This window comes from Rhizobium sp. CIAT894, assembly GCF_000172795.2.
Taxonomy (GTDB): Bacteria; Pseudomonadota; Alphaproteobacteria; order Rhizobiales; family Rhizobiaceae; genus Rhizobium.
Window position 1 is genome coordinate 2,306,226 of sequence record NZ_CP020947.1, and the last position, 18,004, is coordinate 2,324,229.

Sequence of the window (18,004 nt, forward strand, 5' to 3'; positions counted from 1 at the left end):
ACTTTTCCAGAGAGGACGAACAATGCTGAAATTCACCGAAGAACATGAATGGCTGCAGATCGAAGGCGGCGTTGCGACGGTCGGCATCACCACCTATGCCGTCGAGCAACTCGGCGACCTGGTTTTCGTCGAACTGCCGGAAGTCGGCGCGACCTTCTCCAAGAACGGCAATGCCGCGACCGTCGAATCCGTCAAGGCCGCTTCCGACGTCTATTGTCCGCTCGACGGCGAGATCACCGAGGTCAATCCGGCCATCGTCGCGGATCCGTCGCTGGTCAATTCCGATCCTCAAGGGGCGGGCTGGTTCTTCAAGCTGAAGCTTGCAAATGCCGCCGACGCCGACGGCCTGCTCGACGAGGCGGCCTATAAGGAGCTCACCGCGTAATGACGACGCCGACCGAATTCCAGTTCACCGACTATCAGCCCTACGATTTTGCCAATCGCCGTCATATCGGCCCTTCGCCGGCCGAGATGACCGACATGCTGGAGGTGATCGGCTATAACAGCCTCGACGGGCTGATCGACGCGACGCTGCCGCCCACCATTCGCCAGAAGGAGCCGCTCGTCTGGGGCGCGCCGATGACCGAGCGCGAGGCGCTCGACAAGCTGCGCGAGACAGCCAACAAGAACAAGGTGCTGGTCTCGCTGATCGGCCAGGGTTATTACGGCACGATCACGCCCCCGGTCATTCAGCGCAATATCCTGGAAAACCCCGCCTGGTACACGGCCTATACGCCCTACCAGCCGGAGATCAGCCAGGGTCGTCTGGAAGCGCTGTTGAACTACCAGACGATGATCTCGGACCTCACCGGCCTCGACGTCGCCAATGCCTCGCTGCTCGATGAGGCGACCGCCGCCGCCGAAGCCATGGCGATGGCCGAGCGCGTCTCTAAGTCGAAGGCCAAGGCCTTCTTCGTCGATGCCGACTGCCATCCGCAGACCATCGCCCTGATTCGCACCCGCGCCGAGCCACTCGGCTGGCAGGTCATCGTCGGCAATCCATTCACCGATCTCGATCCGGTCGACGTCTTCGGGGCGATCTTCCAGTATCCCGGCACGCATGGTCACATCAATGATTTCACCGGCCTGATCGCCCGCCTGCACCAGACCGGCGCCATAGCAGTCGTCGCCGCCGATATCCTGGCGCTGACGCTGCTCAAATCGCCCGGCGAAATGGGCGCCGACATCGCCGTCGGCTCCTCGCAGCGCTTCGGCGTTCCCGTCGGTTACGGCGGCCCGCATGCGGCCTATATGGCTGTGAAAGACGCCGTCAAGCGCTCCATGCCCGGCCGCCTCGTCGGCGTTTCCGTCGATGCCCGCGGCAACCGCGCCTATCGCCTGTCGCTGCAGACCCGCGAGCAGCATATCCGCCGCGAGAAAGCGACGTCGAACATCTGCACCGCCCAGGTGCTGCTCGCTGTCATGGCCTCGATGTATGCGGTCTTCCACGGTCCTGAGGGCATCAAGGCGATCGCCCAGCAGGTGCACCTGAAAGCCGTGCTGATGGCCAAGGGCCTGGAAAAGCTCGGCTACAGGATAGAACCTGAAAGCTTCTTCGACACGATCACCGTTGATGTCGGCCACATGCAGGGCCTCATCCTGCGCGCCGCCGTCGCCGAAGGCGTCAATCTGCGCAAGGTCGGCGAAACCCAGATCGGCATGAGCCTCGACGAGCGCACGCGGCCGGCAACGCTTGAAGCCGTCTGGCGCGCCTTCGGCGGCAATTTCACCATCGCCGATTTCGAGCCTTCCTACCGGCTGCCCAAGGGCCTGCTGAGGACCAGCGATTACCTCGCCCATCCGATCTTCCACATGAACCGCGCCGAAAGCGAGATGACGCGTTACATCCGCCGGCTCTCCGACAGGGATCTGGCGCTCGACCGCTCGATGATCCCGCTCGGCTCCTGCACGATGAAGCTGAATGCGACGGCGGAAATGCTGCCGATCACCTGGCCGGAATTTTCCGACATCCATCCCTTCGTGCCATCAGACCAGGCGCTCGGCTATCGCGAGATGCTCGACGACCTCACAGAAAAGCTCTGCGCCGTCACCGGCTACGACGCCTTCTCGATGCAGCCGAATTCCGGCGCGCAAGGCGAATATGCCGGGCTGCTGACGATCCGCAACTACCACATCGCCAATGGCGAGGGCCATCGTGACGTCTGCCTGATCCCGACCTCGGCGCATGGCACCAACCCGGCCTCGGCCCAGATGGTCGGCATGAAGGTTGTGGTCGTCAAGGTGCGCGAGAACGGCGACATCGATCTCGACGATTTCCGCGCCAAGGCCGAGGAGCATGCGGCAAACCTCTCCTGCTGCATGATCACCTACCCCTCGACGCACGGCGTCTTCGAGGAGACGGTCAAGGAGATCTGCGATCTGGTGCATGCCCATGGCGGCCAGGTCTATCTGGACGGCGCCAACATGAACGCCATGGTCGGCCTGTCCCGCCCCGGCGACATCGGCTCCGACGTGTCCCATCTCAACCTGCACAAGACCTTCTGCATCCCGCATGGCGGCGGTGGCCCCGGCATGGGCCCGATCGGCGTCAAGGCGCACCTGGCGCCGCACCTGCCCGGCCATCCCGAAACCGACGGCCGTCCCGGCGCGGTCTCGGCCGCAGCCTTTGGCTCGGCCTCGATCCTGCCGATCTCCTGGAGCTACTGCCTGATGATGGGCGGCGAAGGCCTGACGCAGGCGACCAAGGTGGCGATCCTCAACGCCAACTACATCGCCACCCGGCTGAAGGGCGCCTATGACGTGCTCTACAAGTCGAAGACCGGCCGTGTGGCGCATGAATGCATCATCGATACCCGCCCGCTGGTCGACAGCGCGGGCGTCACCGTCGACGACGTCGCCAAACGGCTGATCGACTGCGGTTTCCATGCTCCCACAATGAGCTGGCCGGTCGCCGGCACGCTGATGATCGAGCCGACGGAAAGCGAGACCAAGGCCGAGCTCGACCGTTTCTGCGAGGCGATGCTGGCGATCCGCGAGGAAGCCCGCGCCATCGAGGACGGCCGCATGGACAAGGCCAACAATCCGCTGAAGAACGCGCCCCACACGGTGGAAGACCTCGTCGGCGAATGGGATCGTCCCTACAGCCGGGAACAGGCCTGCTTCCCACCCGGCGCCTTCCGCGTCGACAAATACTGGTCCCCGGTCAACCGCGTCGACAATGTCTATGGCGACCGCAACCTCATCTGCACCTGCCCGCCGGTGGAGAGTTATGCGGAGGCCGCGGAGTAGTATGCATTCGGCGAGCCCCTTCCACGAATTGGGAGGGGCTCATCTTGTGACAAACCTCGTCTTTAATCCCGCGTCACTCTCGCCCTTGAGCCTGGGCTGCCCGGTTCGCGCTGACAGTGCCCGGCAAGAGTTAGCGAGGAACGGAGACGACGCGGCATATTCTCTTCTCCCCAGCGGGGAAAGGTGCCGGCAGGCGGATGAGGGGGCCACGCGGCACGCCCGTCCCGCGATTATCTGCTCATCGCGAAGTGTCCGAAACAGGGTCAAGACCATACTAGTGCGGTCGAAGCCTGGTGAATATTGTGAGGAAGACCGGCATTGCCGGCCCCCTCATCCGCCCTACGGGCACCTTCTCCCCGATGGGGAGAAGAGGGAATCGCGACGCTGCGGCATATATCCCCGGGCCCGCAAGCGGGGTCTGAAGGACAGGGCAATCCCCGCTTTCGAGGCAATAGGCTCAAATTTAACCTTTCTTAGCAAGTCTCTGTTAGCAATTGAAAATGGACGGTTTTTCTCCAGCGGGAATATAATCGTCGACCTTTTGTTTTGCGTGCAGGTTCTCATGCGTCCATCGGCTTTGCCAGCAATCCTCCTTGCCGCCCTGGTTCTGTCGGGCTGCGCCGCCAGTTCCGGCGCCGAAGATGTGCTCACGCCTGTGCCTTCGGCGGAAACGACCAATGCGATCACTAAGCCGAACGGCCCGATACCGGCCGCCGCCGTCGGCGACACGGCACAGGCAAGCGCCCCGCAGGAAGCGTTGAGCTGGACCGGGCCGGTTCCCGAACCACAGGCGCTCGTGCCCGCGGACAGGCCGGTCGGCATGCCGATGCCGACGGAACGGCCGGTGGCGATGCTGATGCCCGCCAACCCGGAAGCCGATCCCGATACCGGCAGGAAATCGCCGTCCCGCGGACAGATCTACAGCCACCGCTTCCGCGATGCCAAACCGATCAACTTCGGCAAGACTTCGCCGAGAAAGCTTGCTGTGCACGGTGTCGACGTGTCGCGCTGGCAGGGCGAAATTGACTGGGAAACTTTGCGCAATCAAGGCGCGAACTTCGTCTACATCAAGGCAACGGATGGCGGCGATCACCTCGATCCGATGTTCAAGAAGAACTGGCGCCGGGCCAAGGAAGCCGGCCTGAAACACGGCGCCTATCACTTCTTCTACTGGTGCCGGACAGCCGGCGAGCAGGCCGACTGGTTCATCCGCAACGTACCGCGGGAAGCCAATGCGCTTCCGCCCGTGATCGACGTCGAATGGAACGGCGAATCGAGCTGCAAGCGGCGTATCTCCCCGGCCCGTGTCCGGGAAAAGATGCAGGTCTTCATGGACAAGCTGGAGCGTTATTACGGCCAGCGCCCGATCATCTACACGGCGCCGGATTTCTATCGCGACAATCTGAAGGGTGAGATGCTCGACTATCCCTTCTGGCTGCGCTCGGTGGCTGCCCATCCCTCCAAGGTCTATCCCGGTCGCAAGTGGCTCTTTTGGCAATATTCCGGTTCCGGCCTCTCCGACGGCGTCGACGGCAAGATCGATCTCAACGTCTTCAACGGCAACGAGAGCGACTGGCACGACTGGGTGGCGTCGCGGTAGCGAGGCTGGTTCCGTGCCAATCCGGAACAGATGGAATAGCAGGGCGCACATCCGGTAGGTCTTTGCTAAGGCAACGCCTTCAGCATTCTCTAAATCCTTGCGGGTAAAAGACGATCATCCAGTTCTGGGGAAACGGCTGATGAGCATATCCGGCATTACCAACACTGCTCTTTCGGGAATGCGGGCGCAGACGACCCGGATCGGCGCGATCGCCAACAACGTCGCAAACAGCAGCACATCAGGTTACGCCAGGCTGAACACCAGCCTCACTTCAGTTGCATCAGGCGGCGTCCAGGCGACCGTCAGCCCGACGGCGTCGGATGTCGATCCCGCCACCGAACTGACCGACTTGCTCGAAGCCGAACAGAGCTACAAGGCGAACGCCGTGGTTTTCGAGACCGGTGCCGACATGTGGGAAATGCTGATGAGCATCAAGCGCGACTGAGCGCGCTTTCGTAACGTGACGCGCCGCCACTGATGCAGCTCCGGTGGCCAATTTAACGGCTTACGAATGCGCCGGCTCGCTCTGCCTTTGCGCTGCAAGGGCAGCGAGATCGGCGGGTTTCAACTCGACCGATTCGCCGCAGCCGCAAGCCGATGTCTGGTTCGGATTGGTGAAGGTGAAGCCGGAGCGCAGCGTCGTCTGCTCGAAGCCCATTTCGGTGCCGAGCAGATAGAGTACGGCCGAGGGTTCGATCCAGACCCTGGCGCCGTCGCGCTCGATCAGATCGTCCTTGGCATTCGGCTCGGTCACCAGGTCGATGGTATATTCCATCCCGGCGCAGCCGCCCTTCTTGATGCCGACGCGAACGCCTTTGGCCTCCGGGCCGGAATTTTCGACGATCGCCTTGACGCGGGCCGCAGCCCCGTCCGTCATGCTCATCACTGCAAAGCCCATCGGCTTCATCTCCTTCCGCAACCGGGGTCAAGATCCGGTGCTTCGTGATTCAAATGTAGTCGTCGCACGTAAACGGATCAATACCGCGGGATGTCAGTACCAGCCGACGGCGACCTGCGCCTCTTCGGACATGCGATCCGGCGTCCACGGCGGATCGAAGGTCATTTCGACCTCGACGCCGGACACGCCTTCGACGGCGCCGACGGCATTTTCAACCCAGCCCGGCATCTCGCCGGCGACCGGGCAGCCGGGCGCGGTCAGCGTCATCATGATCTTCACCATCCGGTCGTCCTCGATGTCGATCTTGTAGATCAGGCCGAGTTCGAAGATGTCGGCGGGAATTTCCGGGTCGTAGACGGTTTTCAACGCGCTGATGACATCGTCACTGAGCCGCGCCAGTTCCTCGGCCGGGATGCTGGAATGCACGATGCCTTCGCGCACGTCGATTTTTTGTTCGGTTTCGTCCAGGCTCATCACGGACACTCCTCAGGCAAAGAACTTGCGCGCATATTCCAGCGCATCGGCCAGCGCATCGACCTCGGCGCGGGTATTGTACATGCCGAAGGATGCACGGCATGTGGAGGTGACGCCGAAGCGTTTCAAGAGCGGCATGGCGCAATGCGTGCCGGCCCGCACCGCAATGCCCTGCCGGTCGATCACCATCGAGACGTCATGGGCATGGATTCCGGCAAGCTCGAAGGAAAAGATGCTGCCCTTGTCGGGCGCCGTCCCGAAGACGCGCAGCGAATTGACCGATTTCAGCCGCTCGACCGCGTAAGCGGCGAGATCGGCCTCATGGCGGGCAATCGCCTCGCGGCCGACCTTCTCCATATAGTCGAGTGCATAACCGAGCCCGATCGCCTGGACGATCGGCGGTGTACCGGCCTCGAAGCGGTGCGGCGGATCGTTGTAGGTGACAGTGTCCTCGGCGACTTCGAAGATCATCTCGCCGCCGCCCTGGAAGGGGCGCATCTGGGAAAGCCGCTCCTTCTTGCCGTAGAGCACGCCGATGCCCGACGGGCCGTAGAGCTTGTGGCCGGTCATGACATACCAGTCGCAATCGATGTCCTGCACGTCGACCGGCAGATGCACGGCGCCCTGGCTGCCGTCGATCAAGACCGGGATGCCGCGCTCATGCGCGATGCGGCAGACCTCTTTGACCGGAACGATGGTGCCGAGCGCATTCGACATATGGGTGATGGCGACGAGCTTGGTGCGCTCCGTCAGGCTCTTCTCGAAATCCTCGATATGGAAGGCGCCCTCGTCGTCGACAGGCACCCAGACGAGCTTGGCGCCCTGCCGCTCGCGGATGAAGTGCCAGGGCACGATGTTGGAATGGTGCTCCATGATCGTCAGGACGATCTCGTCGCCCTCGCCGATCTCAGGCATGCCCCAGCCATAGGCGACCGTATTGATCGCTTCCGTCGAATTCTTGGTGAAGACGATGTCGTTGACCGAAGGGGCGTTGAGGAAACGGCGCACCTTCTCGCGCGCCGCCTCATAGGCGTCCGTCGCCGCATTGGAAAGATAATGCAGGCCGCGATGCACATTGGCGTATTCGTGGGCGTAGGCATGCGAGATGGCGTCGATCACCACCTGCGGCTTCTGGGCCGAGGCGCCGTTATCGAGATAGACCAGCGGCTTGCCGTGCACCTTCTCCGCCAGGATCGGAAAATCCCGGCGGATGGCTTCGACATCGTATGGCGTGGCCGGCACGATCTTGTCCATTGCTATATCCGATCAGGCGTGCTTTTCGAGCCAGGCCGAAATCACGCCTTCCAGCGCCTCGACCAGGGCCTCGTCTTCCAGTTCCTCGACGATTTCGGCGACGAAAGCGTTGACCAGCATCGCCCGCGCCTTGTTCTCCGGAATGCCGCGCGCCATCAGGTAATAAAGGTGGTTGGCGTCGATATCGGTCACCGTCGCCCCGTGGCCGCATTGCACGTCGTCGGCGAAGATCTCAAGCTCGGGCTTGACCGAGAACTCGGCGTCGTCGGACATCAGCAGCGTGTTGCAGGCCATCTTGGCATCGGTCTTCTGCGCGTCGGGCGCAACCCTGATCATGCCTTGGAAGACACCCTTGGCGCGGTCGAAGACGACGTTGCGGATCACTTCGGTCGAGCCGGTATGCGGCACGTCGTGGCCGAGCACCATCGTCACGTCGGTATGGCTTTCGGCGCCGAGCAGGTTGATGCCGCGCAGCGTCAGATCGGCGCCCTCGCCCGTTACCTTGATATGCAGTTCCTGGCGCACCAACTTGCCGCCGGCGTTGATGACGAACAGGCGAAGCTTGGCGTCGGCACCGAGATCGATGCGGATCTGGCCGAGATGCGTATCCTCTGCCCCCTGCTGCTGCAGGATGATCCAGGTCAGCTCCGCGCCTTTGCCGATCGAGATGTCACTGATGTGGGACACCAGCGCCGCATCACCGGTCACCGCATGGTGACGCTCGATGACGGTCGCCTTGACGCCTGCCCCGAAGGAAACCGGAAGGCGTGTATGCGTCTGGCCGCCGGCGTGAACGAATTGAATTTCCAGCGGGTTTTCAAGTTCGGTATCGGCTGGCACATCGACGACATAGCCGTCGCGCACGAAGCTGCCGTTGATGCGGCCGATCGCATCGTCGCTGCCGAGCGCGTCGAGACTTTCCGCGGCAGAGCCGTCGACCAGACGTTCGGAATATGTGGAAATGCCGAGGTCGGCGGCAGCGGCCTTCTGGTTGGAATGGCCCTGGATCACCGCCAGCACCGCGGAATCGGCAACAAGCGGCTCCAAAGCCTCGGAGCCGGCGTCACCAACCTGCTGCGGGACATTGCGCAGAAGATTCTTGAGGTCGGTATAATGCCAGGCTTCGACGCGCCGCGTCGGCAGGCCGGCCTTCTTCAGGTCGTCGAGAAGCCGGTCGCGCAGGACCGTCACCGCGCCATTGCCCGGCAGATCGCCGATCTGCTGGTTGAAGGCTTCGATCAGCGCCGCTTCGGCCGCGGTCAGGCGGCTCGTCGTCTGCATGTTCATGGACGTCGTCCTTTCCACCCGAAATCAGGCCGCCGCGCCGATGATGTCGGCGTAACCGTTGGCTTCCAGCTCATGCGCCAGCGTCTTGTCGCCCGACTTGATCACCTGGCCCTTGTAGAGCACGTGGACGGTATCCGGCACGATATAGTCGAGCAGGCGCTGGTAATGGGTGATGACGACGACGGCGCGATCCGGCGAACGCAGCGCGTTGACGCCGTCGGCAACGATCTTCAGCGCGTCGATATCGAGGCCTGAATCGGTTTCATCAAGCACGCAAAGCTTCGGCTCCAGCAGCGCCATCTGCAGGATTTCGGCGCGCTTCTTCTCACCGCCGGAGAAACCGACGTTGAGCGGGCGCTTCAGCATCTCGGTGTTGATCTGCAGCTTGGCCGCAGCTTCCTTGACGCGGCGCATGAAATCCGGCGTCGTCAGCTCGTCTTCGCCGCGCGCCTTGCGCTGCTCGTTCATCGCCACCTTCAGGAACTGCATGGTGGCGACACCCGGAATTTCCACAGGATACTGGAAGGCGAGGAAGATGCCCTTGGCGGCACGTTCGGCCGGATCGAGCTCGAGAATGCTCTCGCCGTTATAGAGGATGTCGCCTTCGGTCACTTCATAATCTTCGCGGCCGGACAGCACATAGGAGAGCGTCGACTTGCCGGAGCCGTTCGGCCCCATGATCGCGGCCACTTCGCCGGCCTTCACCGTCAGGTTCAGGCCACGGATGATCTCGGTGCCGTCTTCGGCAATGCGGGCATGGAGGTTTCTGATTTCAAGCATCTTTGTCTTTCCTGTTATCCGGCGGATTTCAAGGAGCCGCCCAATTGACCGTTCGCACCGGTCTCAATCCGTCATCCTCGGGCTTGTCCCGAGGATCTAAGCCCTCAATTGTAATCGCTCCACTCCCGCGTATTCGGATGCGGCCGATAGACATTCTCAATTTCATCGATCCGCTCGTAGAGGTCTATCCAGGTTGGATTGAGCTCCTCTATGAGCTTGATTTTCCATTCACGCAGGTAGCGCTTCAGAGACTTCTCTCGCTGGATCGCCAACACGATATTGGGATGGTACTCAAACCAGACGAGATTTTTTGCTTTGTACCTCTGCGTGAAACCCTTCTGGATTTCGTTGCGGTGCTCCCATATGCGACCGTGCAAATCACTGGTGACGCCGGTGTAGATCACGCCCCGAGGCTTGTCGGACATCATATAGACGAAACCAGTCATCCTTGTCCTCTGGCCACAGCAGATCCTCGGGACAAGCCCGAGGATGACGGAGGTTGCGTTAGCCGACACTCCCCTCCAGCGAAATGCTGATCAGCTTCTGCGCCTCGACCGCAAATTCCATCGGCAGTTCCTGCAGCACTTCCTTGACGAAGCCGTTGACGATCAGCGCGATCGCCGCTTCCGTGGGGATGCCGCGCTGCAGGCAGTAGAACAGCTGGTCCTCGGAAATCTTCGAGGTCGTCGCTTCGTGCTCGAACTGGGCCGTCGAGTTTTTCGCCTCGATGTAGGGCACGGTATGGGCGCCGCATTTGTCGCCGATCAGCAGCGAATCGCACTGGGTGAAGTTGCGCGCGTTCGAGGCCTTGCGGTGGGCCGAGACCTGGCCGCGATAGGTGTTGTTGGAAACGCCGGCGGCGATGCCCTTGGAGACGATGCGGCTCGACGTGTTCTTGCCGAGATGGATCATCTTGGTGCCGCTGTCGATCTGCTGGTGACCGTTGGAGACGGCGATCGAATAGAACTCGCCTCTGGAGTCGTCGCCGCGCAGGATGCAGGACGGATACTTCCAGGTGATCGCCGAGCCGGTTTCGACCTGCGTCCACGAGATCTTCGACCGGTCGCCGCGGCAATCGCCGCGCTTGGTGACGAAGTTGTAAATGCCGCCCTTGCCTTCCTTATCGCCCGGATACCAGTTCTGAACGGTGGAATATTTGATCTCGGCATCGTCGAGCGCAACGAGCTCGACCACCGCGGCATGCAGTTGGTTCTCATCGCGCTGCGGCGCCGTGCAGCCTTCGAGATAGGAGACGTAGGCACCCTCTTCCGCGATGATCAGCGTGCGCTCGAACTGGCCGGTGCCCTTCTCGTTGATGCGGAAATAGGTGGACAGCTCCATCGGGCAGCGAACGCCCTTCGGAATGAACACGAAGGAGCCGTCGGTGAAAACAGCCGAATTCAGCGTCGCGTAATAATTGTCCGAGGTCGGCACGACCGAGCCGAGATATTTCCGGACGAGATCGGGATATTCGCGGATCGCTTCCGAGATCGACATGAAGATCACGCCGGCCTTCTTCAGCTCCGCTTTGAAGGTGGTGACGACCGAGACGCTGTCGAAAACCGCGTCGACGGCAATCTTCGGCTTCTCGACGCCGGCCAGGATCTCCTGCTCACGCAGCGGAATGCCGAGCTTTTCATAGACCTTCAACAGCTCCGGATCGACCTCGTCGAGCGACTTCGGACCCGGCGTGCTCTTCGGCGCCGCGTAATAATAGATGTCGTTGAAATCGATCTTCGGATAGTCGACGCGCGCCCAGGTCGGCTCCTCCAGCGTCAGCCAGCGGCGATAGGCCTCGAGACGCCATTCCAACATCCATTCCGGCTCCTGCTTCTTGGCCGAAATGAAGCGGATGATGTCCTCGGACAGGCCTTTCGGCGCCTTGTCCATTTCGATGACGGTCTCGAAACCGTATTTGTACTGGTCGACATCGATCAGGCGGACCTGGTCGATCGTTTCCTGCACGGCAGCCATTTCGTTCTCCAATCTCGCCGGATACAAGGTCCGGCAGCTTGTAGCGTATGGGCAATTCTCTTGCCCCTGATGTCGGGCAAATTCTTGCCCTTGATGTAAGAGGCCAAAAGGGACTTTTCAGCCCGGTTGGCAAGCAGAAATTTGCGTTTCCGCAAGTTTATGAGGCGGTCAGGCCGCCTCGCCCGCCGACCTGCGCCGGCAGGCGATCTTCGCAAAAGCGGCAATCGCCCGGTCGATATCCTCTTCCGTCGTCGAAAAGCCGAGCGAAATGCGCAAGCCCCCGAGCTTGGCGTCGCGGCCCATCGCCGTCAGCACATGGCTTTCACCGAGCCGGCCGGAGGAGCAGGCCGAACCCGCCGAAAGCGCCACGCCTTCCAGATCGAAGGCGATCTGTCCGGTCTCGGCCTTCAGTCCCGGCAGGGTGAAGAAGATCGTATTGGCGACCCGCTCGCCGCCCTCGCCATGGATCACGACATCGGCTGCCGCCCGGCGCATGCCGGCTTCCAGCCGCTCGCGCAACGCGCCGATCGCCGCATTGCGTGCCTCGAGTTCGTCGGCAGCCGCCTCCGCCGCAGCGCCGAAGCCGATCAGCGCCAGTGAATTCTGTGTCCCCGAGCGGTGACCCCGCTCCTGCCCGCCGCCCTGGATCAGCGGCCGCGGCATCAGCGCTTCGCCGCGGGCAATCAGCGCCCCGGCGCCCTTCGGCCCGCCGATCTTGTGCGACGAGACGATCATGAAATCGGCACCGATCCTGCCGATGTCGAGCGGGATACGCCCCGCCGCCTGCACGGCATCGACCACGAAAAGTCCGCCATGGGCGTGAACGATTTTTGCCGCTGCCTCCACAGGCTGGACGATGCCGGTCTCATTGTTGACGAGCATGATGGCGACCATCGGCAGGCCGGCGGCCTTGTCATGGGCATTGAGCATGGCAGCGAGCGCGTCGAGATCGACAGTGCCGGCTTCCGTGACCGGGATCTCCGTCATCTTCTCCCTGGCAAAACGGCCGCCTTCGCGCACAGCCGGATGCTCGATCGCCGAAAAATAAAGCTGGCCGAGCCGGAGCGGCGTGCGGCCCATGCGGAAATCCGGCGTCAGCACCAGATTGGCGGCCTCGGTCGCGCCGCTGGTAAAGACCACATTGCCGGCGTCGGTGCCCACCAGCGCCGCCACCTTGCGCCGCGCACATTCGATCGCAGCGCGAGCGGCACGGCCTTCGCCGTGAACGGAATTTGGATTGCCGAAAATGTCGATGGCGCGCATGATCGCCTCGCGGGCTGCGGGGTGCAGCGGCGCTGTGGCATTCCAGTCGAGATAAAGGCGTGGCGGCGCCATGATCTTCAGTCCTGCGCTTGACGAGCTTGCTTCAGCACCCACGGCTCATTTTTCTTGAAATTTCCGCCGGGCTTGCCTTATGACACATTCACGATGCGTGGATCGCCATGCAAGTTTCGAATTGTTCTAAACTGCGTTTTAGAAAAGCTGACAACCCGAGTCAAGTCATGTTGTCGTCCGACGCAGCGCGAACGCGAAATAAAACCCGGAGTACCAATGCCCGAAGTTATTTTCAACGGCCCAGCCGGCCGTCTTGAAGGCCGCTATCAGCCCTCCAAGGAAAAAAGCGCGCCCATCGCCCTGATTCTGCACCCGCATCCGCAGTTCGGCGGCACGATGAACAATCAGATCGTCTACCAGCTCTTCTACATGTTCCAGAAGCGCGGGTTCACGACGCTGCGCTTCAATTTCCGGGGCATCGGCCGCAGCCAGGGCGAATTCGACCACGGCGCCGGCGAACTTTCGGATGCCGCCTCGGCGCTCGACTGGGTGCAGAGCCTGCATCCTGATTCGAAGACCTGTTGGGTCGCCGGTTATTCCTTCGGCTCCTGGATCGGCATGCAGCTTCTGATGCGCCGGCCGGAGATCGAGGGCTTCATGTCGATCGCCCCGCAGCCGAATACCTACGACTTCTCCTTCCTGGCGCCCTGCCCCTCATCCGGCCTGATCATCAACGGCGAAGCCGACAAGGTGGCGCCGGAAAAGGACGTCAACGGCCTTGTGGAGAAACTGAAGACCCAGAAGGGCATCCTCATCACCCATCGCACGGTCTCCAACGCCAATCACTTCTTCAACGGCCAGGTGGAAACGCTGATGGGCGAATGCGAGGACTATCTCGACCGCCGCCTGAATGGCGAACTCGTGCCGGAGCCGGCCGCCAAGCGGATTCGCTGACGCCATAGCGCTCGGATCTATCTCATGCGGCACGATCCTGGCCGCATGGGTCGATTGTCCCGAAACAGATCATCTACCGTGTTGCAATACATATTGCAGTGCGGTAGGTTCCTCGCGATCCTAACTAAAGCGAGGTCCGCAATGACCAAGTCGTTCGGGGAAGTCCTGGATAAGTATAGGGGTATTGGTCCGGGGTTCGACTTTCTTCGAATTGGGCTCGCCTTTTCTATCGTATTGACCCATTCCTTTCTGCTGACAAGGAATGATGCCTTCATCAGAGGCTCGGTATTCTGGTTCACTGAATACGCTCTTGTTCCGATGTTTTTCGCATTGAGCGGATTTCTGATCGCCGGCAGCGCCCAGCGCCTGAGCCTGCGGAATTTCCTGATCAATCGTGGCTTGCGCATCGTGCCGGCACTGGCCGTCGATATCGTCGTTTGTTCGCTGATCATCGGGCCGATCGTCACGATCGTCTATCACGCGGACTATTTTACCGATCCGCGATTTTTCAAATACTTCCTGAATATCGTCGGCTGGATCCATTACGAGCTGCCGGGTGTTTTCCAGGACAATCCCAGCCAGCGTGTCAACGGCGCTCTGTGGACGGTTCCCTGGGAGATCTTCTGCTACATCATCATGTCTTTGCTGATGATCACCGCCATCGTGAAGACCCGCTATAAGCTGCTTGGCGTGACGATCGCCTATATCGTCATCGGCCTCATCGTGCAGAAGATGCCCTATCTGTTCCCTGATACAATCAAGCCGATCGCGCGTTTCCTGTTCATGAGCCGGGGCTCGCAGCTGATAACGGCGTTCATGATGGGCATCGTCGCCTTTCAGTTCAGAGCCGTCATTCCGCATTCCCGCTGGCTGTTCGCCGCCGCCTGCCTGGTCTGCATCGCCGCCATCTTCACGCTCGACAGCCGCGCTGTGGAGTCGGTGATCAACCGGCCGATCGTCATCACCTCACTGGTTTACATCACAGTCTTCATCGGCCTGTCGGAGGTTCCGATCCCGGCCTTCTTCAGAAAAGGCGATTATTCCTACGGCGTCTATCTCTACCACGATCCCTTCCTGCAGATCTGGATCAGCGCGTTCCCCTCGGTCTTTCTCTACCCGAAATATGGGGCGCTGGCGCTCTATGCCGTCGGCCTGCCATCGGCCCTCGCCGTCGCGGTGCTGTCCTGGCATTTCATCGAGAAGCCGATCCTCGGCCTTCGCAAGAAGTTCTCGTTCATCGCCCAGGTCAGAGGTGTCGAGGATGGCAGCCAGGCTGGGCGCGGATCCAATGTCCGGCCGATGGCCGCAAAGAGTTAGGGCTTTGCCGGCCGTATATCGGCGGTGAGCCGCGGTGTCTTCAAGATGTTCGTTGCGCTCATGCGCTTGCGAGCACACCGCCGCTGACGGGAGCGCCGACCCCCGTCGTGCCTGGAAATGTCAATGGCAGCCCATCCAGCGAGCGGACGGCGAGATAGGCCCAGGCCTCGGCCTCCATCGCGTCGCCGTCGAAGCCGGCCTGCTCGGCAGTCAATACCTTCGATCCCAGCGCTTCGGCCATGGCCGAAAACTCCGCCATCAGCGTGGCGTTCAGCCGCCCGCCGCCGCAGACGATATAGGTCGACGGGCTCTCCGGCAGAAAACCGGCGCATTTGACGATCGAGGCGGCGGCGACATAAGCCAGCGTCCGGGCGCCGTCTTCGAGGCTCGCCTCGCCCTGATGAAGCGGCGCAAAATCGCCGCGATCGAGTGAGCGGCGGACATTGCCGCGGAAGAATGGGCTTTCCAGATACCGTTGCGCCAGGGCGGCCACGACCTTGCCGCGTCCGGCGATCTCGCCGCCGGGGTCATAGGTTCTGCCGGTCTGCATCTCCACCCACTGGTCGATCAGCGTATTGCCCGGCCCGCTGTCGAAGGCCGAGATCCGCCCGTCCGTGCCGATGAAGGTCAGATTGGAGATGCCGCCGATATTGACGAAACAGACCGCCTGCTCGGCCTGCTGAAGTTTTCCCGCAAGTGCGGCGTGATAGGCCGGCACCAGCGGCGCGCCCTGGCCGCCGTGAACCATATCGTTGGCGCGCATGTCATAGACGACCGATATGCCGGTTCGGCGCGCCAATTCTTGGCCGTCGCCGATCTGGATCGTCAGCCCCTCATCGGGTCGATGCAGCACTGTCTGGCCATGGAAGCCGAGAACATCGACGGCATTGGCAGCAAGCCCGAAACGCTCCAGGAATGCCGTAACGGCAATTGCATGCCGTTGGGTCAACTCAAGCTCGATGTCGCGAAGTTCAGCGGGGCGGCCGCTCCTGTCGGTCAGCGGCCGCGCCAGTTCCAGCGCCCGTTTCAGCCGCCCACGAAAATCGGCGTCATAGGGCACACCCATGAACGGCCCGCGTTCGATGAAGCCGCGGCCGTCGGTCCTGATCAGCGCGACGTCGATTCCGTCCATCGACGTGCCGCTCATCAGGCCGATCGCAGTCCTGATGACGTCCATGCGGCTTGCCTCCCTGCGATTCCCGGATGCACTTTTATAAAAACAGTGCTAAACGCGCCGCGACAGATCAACAACAACGAACTTGCGCGAGCCCCCGGGTCGTGCGCAGACACCAAGAGACGAACGCCCATGTCCGAGTTCAAGTCCGATTTCCTCCGCACGCTGAAAGAGCGCGGCTTCATTCATCAGGTCTCCGATGAACGTGGCCTCGACGATATGTTCGCCAAGGAAACCGTGACGGCCTATATCGGCTACGACCCGACGGCATCGAGCCTCCATGTCGGTCATCTCACCCAGATCATGATGCTGCACTGGCTGCAGGCGACGGGCCACCGCCCGATTTCGCTGATGGGCGGCGGCACCGGCATGGTCGGCGACCCCTCCTTCAAGGAGGAGGCCCGCCAACTGATGACGATCGACACGATCGAGCAGAATATCGCCTCGATCAAGAACTGCTTCTCGAACTATCTCGATTACGACAAATCAGGCAACGCCGCGCTGATGATCAACAATGCCGAATGGCTGCGCTCGTTGAATTACCTCGAATTCCTGCGCGATGTCGGCCGTCATTTCTCGGTCAACCGCATGCTGTCCTTCGACAGCGTGAAGACACGGCTTGACCGCGAACAGTCGCTGTCCTTCCTGGAATTCAACTACATGATCCTCCAGGCCTACGACTTCGTCGAGCTTGCCAAGCGCTACGACTGCCGTCTGCAGATGGGCGGTTCGGATCAGTGGGGCAATATCGTCAACGGCATCGATCTCGGTCACCGCATGGGGACACGGCAGCTCTACGCGCTGACCTCGCCGCTGCTGACGACGTCATCAGGCGCCAAGATGGGCAAGTCGGCATCCGGCGCAGTCTGGCTGAATGCCGACCTGCTCCCGGTCTATGACTTCTGGCAATATTGGCGCAACACCGAGGATGCCGACGTGCCGCGCTTCCTCAAGCTCTTCACCACGTTGCCGATGGATGAAATCGCTCGCCTTTCGGCACTGGGCGGTTCGGAGCTGAACGAGGTCAAGAAGATCCTCGCGACCGAAGTTACCGCGATCCTGCATGGCCGTCCGGCCGCCGAACTGGCCGCCGAAACGGCGCGCAAGACCTTCGAGGAAGGCGGGCTCTCCGAAAACCTGCCTTCGGTCGACATCCCAGCCACCGAACTCGACGGCGGCATCGGCCTGCTCTCGCTGATGGTCCGCGCCGGCCTTGCCGGCTCGAACGGCGAGGCTCGCCGCCACATCCAGGGCGGCGCGGTCCGCATCAACGACGAGGCGGTCAGCGACGAACGCCGCCTGATCGGCAGCAACGAAATCACCGCCGACGGCGTCATCAAGCTCTCGCTCGGCAAGAAGAAGCACATCCTCATCCGCCGCGCGGCGTAAACGGATTCAATTCCGAACGAGTATTGGAGCCGGCGTCCACGCCGGCTTTTCCTTGCATAATTCCTGAATTGGTGTGCAACCTTCACTCAACTCCGGGCCGAGATGTCGGGTCCCTTCGTTCTGCCTCCCGAAAAACATAGGGTGGTGGATTGACGCCGGGTGCGCGTGACCACCAACTGATCGAGAAAGTCGGCGCTGTCACCGTCGCATCGAGAGGCACCGTTAGCACATGAGCGGAACGGACGAGTTCCGGTGGCCGCAGCCGGTCGCTCTTATCTGCAGAATGCGAAGCCTCGCCAGCTGCGGCGGCGATCGCTGCGACCGATAGGAAAGTGACTGTCCGAGCGCACTGCATGGCATCCTCTGACATTGTCCCGGT

The 18,004-nt window shown here is 61.6% G+C and carries 17 protein-coding genes; 7 read left to right on the top strand and 10 right to left on the bottom strand.

Annotation, left to right across the window (positions count from 1 at the left end):
* The first annotated feature begins 22 nt into the window (after positions 1-22).
* From gcvH to RHEC894_RS11480, 4 genes are all read left to right on the top strand, one after another.
* Positions 23-385, top strand: a complete 363-nt coding sequence (gcvH, locus tag RHEC894_RS11465; protein WP_085737354.1) for a glycine cleavage system protein GcvH — start codon at positions 23-25, stop codon at positions 383-385.
* Entirely contained in the window at positions 385-3,249 is a 2,865-nt protein-coding gene (gcvP, locus tag RHEC894_RS11470) for an aminomethyl-transferring glycine dehydrogenase (protein ID WP_085737355.1), read from the top strand. Before gcvH ends, gcvP begins: the two co-directional genes overlap by 1 nt.
* A gap of 562 nt (positions 3,250-3,811) precedes the next feature.
* On the top strand, positions 3,812-4,849 hold the full coding sequence (locus tag RHEC894_RS11475; protein ID WP_085738947.1) for a GH25 family lysozyme: 1,038 nt from the start codon (positions 3,812-3,814) through the stop codon (positions 4,847-4,849).
* 139 nt (positions 4,850-4,988) lie between these two features.
* Positions 4,989-5,294 carry a flagellar basal body rod C-terminal domain-containing protein gene (locus RHEC894_RS11480; protein WP_010066077.1) on the top strand — a complete coding sequence of 102 codons (306 nt, stop codon included), beginning with the start codon at positions 4,989-4,991 and terminating at the stop codon, positions 5,292-5,294.
* Between the two features lie 60 nt (positions 5,295-5,354).
* Here the strand turns inward: RHEC894_RS11480 and sufA are convergent, their stop codons facing one another.
* The 8 genes from sufA to RHEC894_RS11520 form a co-directional block, all read right to left on the bottom strand.
* Positions 5,355-5,747 carry a Fe-S cluster assembly scaffold SufA gene (sufA, locus tag RHEC894_RS11485; RefSeq protein ID WP_085737356.1) on the bottom strand — a complete coding sequence of 131 codons (393 nt, stop codon included), beginning with the start codon at positions 5,745-5,747 and terminating at the stop codon, positions 5,355-5,357.
* A gap of 93 nt (positions 5,748-5,840) precedes the next feature.
* Positions 5,841-6,221 carry an SUF system Fe-S cluster assembly protein gene (locus RHEC894_RS11490; protein ID WP_085737357.1) on the bottom strand — a complete coding sequence of 127 codons (381 nt, stop codon included), beginning with the start codon at positions 6,219-6,221 and terminating at the stop codon, positions 5,841-5,843.
* A 12-nt stretch (positions 6,222-6,233) separates the two neighbouring features.
* Positions 6,234-7,475 carry a cysteine desulfurase gene (locus RHEC894_RS11495; protein WP_085737358.1) on the bottom strand — a complete coding sequence of 414 codons (1,242 nt, stop codon included), beginning with the start codon at positions 7,473-7,475 and terminating at the stop codon, positions 6,234-6,236.
* Positions 7,476-7,487: 12 nt separating this feature from the next.
* Complete coding sequence (gene sufD / locus RHEC894_RS11500) at positions 7,488-8,762, bottom strand: Fe-S cluster assembly protein SufD (protein WP_085737359.1); 1,275 nt, start codon at positions 8,760-8,762, stop codon at positions 7,488-7,490.
* A 24-nt stretch (positions 8,763-8,786) separates the two neighbouring features.
* Positions 8,787-9,542 (bottom strand): Fe-S cluster assembly ATPase SufC, encoded by a 756-nt coding sequence (gene sufC / locus RHEC894_RS11505; protein ID WP_085737360.1) that lies wholly within the window; start codon positions 9,540-9,542, stop codon positions 8,787-8,789.
* 104 nt (positions 9,543-9,646) lie between these two features.
* The gene (locus tag RHEC894_RS11510; protein WP_085737361.1) at positions 9,647-9,988 is read right to left on the bottom strand and encodes a GIY-YIG nuclease family protein; all 342 of its coding nucleotides are present in this window, start codon (positions 9,986-9,988) and stop codon (positions 9,647-9,649) included.
* Positions 9,989-10,046: 58 nt separating this feature from the next.
* Positions 10,047-11,516, bottom strand: a complete 1,470-nt coding sequence (gene sufB / locus RHEC894_RS11515; protein WP_085737362.1) for a Fe-S cluster assembly protein SufB — start codon at positions 11,514-11,516, stop codon at positions 10,047-10,049.
* Between the two features lie 168 nt (positions 11,517-11,684).
* Entirely contained in the window at positions 11,685-12,851 is a 1,167-nt protein-coding gene (locus RHEC894_RS11520) for a cysteine desulfurase family protein (RefSeq protein ID WP_010067787.1), read from the bottom strand.
* Positions 12,852-13,067: 216 nt separating this feature from the next.
* On the opposite strand from RHEC894_RS11520, the gene RHEC894_RS11525 reads away from it, so the two are divergent.
* On the top strand, positions 13,068-13,745 hold the full coding sequence (locus RHEC894_RS11525; RefSeq protein WP_003568896.1) for an alpha/beta hydrolase: 678 nt from the start codon (positions 13,068-13,070) through the stop codon (positions 13,743-13,745).
* Positions 13,746-13,886: 141 nt separating this feature from the next.
* Positions 13,887-15,062 carry an acyltransferase gene (locus RHEC894_RS11530; RefSeq protein ID WP_085737363.1) on the top strand — a complete coding sequence of 392 codons (1,176 nt, stop codon included), beginning with the start codon at positions 13,887-13,889 and terminating at the stop codon, positions 15,060-15,062.
* Positions 15,063-15,120: 58 nt separating this feature from the next.
* Here the strand turns inward: RHEC894_RS11530 and RHEC894_RS11535 are convergent, their stop codons facing one another.
* Positions 15,121-16,239: an anhydro-N-acetylmuramic acid kinase gene (locus RHEC894_RS11535; protein ID WP_085737364.1), complete on the bottom strand. Its 1,119-nt coding sequence runs from the start codon at positions 16,237-16,239 to the stop codon at positions 15,121-15,123.
* Between the two features lie 129 nt (positions 16,240-16,368).
* On the opposite strand from RHEC894_RS11535, the gene tyrS reads away from it, so the two are divergent.
* Positions 16,369-17,625, top strand: a complete 1,257-nt coding sequence (tyrS, locus tag RHEC894_RS11540) for a tyrosine--tRNA ligase (protein WP_085737365.1) — start codon at positions 16,369-16,371, stop codon at positions 17,623-17,625.
* An 82-nt stretch (positions 17,626-17,707) separates the two neighbouring features.
* On the opposite strand, the gene RHEC894_RS33360 is transcribed toward tyrS, so the two are convergent.
* Positions 17,708-17,980 (bottom strand): hypothetical protein, encoded by a 273-nt coding sequence (locus tag RHEC894_RS33360; RefSeq protein WP_085738948.1) that lies wholly within the window; start codon positions 17,978-17,980, stop codon positions 17,708-17,710.
* Positions 17,981-18,004 lie beyond the last annotated feature (24 nt).

Bases quoted from the DNA above. Each gene is read 5' to 3' on its own strand.
- gcvH (WP_085737354.1), top strand. From the start codon at position 23: ATGCTGAAATTCACCGAAGAACATGAATGGCTGCAGATCGAAGGCGGC.
- gcvP (WP_085737355.1), top strand. From the start codon at position 385: ATGACGACGCCGACCGAATTCCAGTTCACCGACTATCAGCCCTACGAT.
- RHEC894_RS11475 (WP_085738947.1), top strand. From the start codon at position 3,812: ATGCGTCCATCGGCTTTGCCAGCAATCCTCCTTGCCGCCCTGGTTCTG.
- RHEC894_RS11480 (WP_010066077.1), top strand. From the start codon at position 4,989: ATGAGCATATCCGGCATTACCAACACTGCTCTTTCGGGAATGCGGGCG.
- sufA (WP_085737356.1), bottom strand. From the start codon at position 5,747: ATGGGCTTTGCAGTGATGAGCATGACGGACGGGGCTGCGGCCCGCGTC.
- RHEC894_RS11490 (WP_085737357.1), bottom strand. From the start codon at position 6,221: ATGAGCCTGGACGAAACCGAACAAAAAATCGACGTGCGCGAAGGCATC.
- RHEC894_RS11495 (WP_085737358.1), bottom strand. From the start codon at position 7,475: ATGGACAAGATCGTGCCGGCCACGCCATACGATGTCGAAGCCATCCGC.
- sufD (WP_085737359.1), bottom strand. From the start codon at position 8,762: ATGAACATGCAGACGACGAGCCGCCTGACCGCGGCCGAAGCGGCGCTG.
- sufC (WP_085737360.1), bottom strand. From the start codon at position 9,542: ATGCTTGAAATCAGAAACCTCCATGCCCGCATTGCCGAAGACGGCACC.
- RHEC894_RS11510 (WP_085737361.1), bottom strand. From the start codon at position 9,988: ATGACTGGTTTCGTCTATATGATGTCCGACAAGCCTCGGGGCGTGATC.
- sufB (WP_085737362.1), bottom strand. From the start codon at position 11,516: ATGGCTGCCGTGCAGGAAACGATCGACCAGGTCCGCCTGATCGATGTC.
- RHEC894_RS11520 (WP_010067787.1), bottom strand. From the start codon at position 12,851: ATGGCGCCGCCACGCCTTTATCTCGACTGGAATGCCACAGCGCCGCTG.
- RHEC894_RS11525 (WP_003568896.1), top strand. From the start codon at position 13,068: ATGCCCGAAGTTATTTTCAACGGCCCAGCCGGCCGTCTTGAAGGCCGC.
- RHEC894_RS11530 (WP_085737363.1), top strand. From the start codon at position 13,887: ATGACCAAGTCGTTCGGGGAAGTCCTGGATAAGTATAGGGGTATTGGT.
- RHEC894_RS11535 (WP_085737364.1), bottom strand. From the start codon at position 16,239: ATGGACGTCATCAGGACTGCGATCGGCCTGATGAGCGGCACGTCGATG.
- tyrS (WP_085737365.1), top strand. From the start codon at position 16,369: ATGTCCGAGTTCAAGTCCGATTTCCTCCGCACGCTGAAAGAGCGCGGC.
- RHEC894_RS33360 (WP_085738948.1), bottom strand. From the start codon at position 17,980: ATGCAGTGCGCTCGGACAGTCACTTTCCTATCGGTCGCAGCGATCGCC.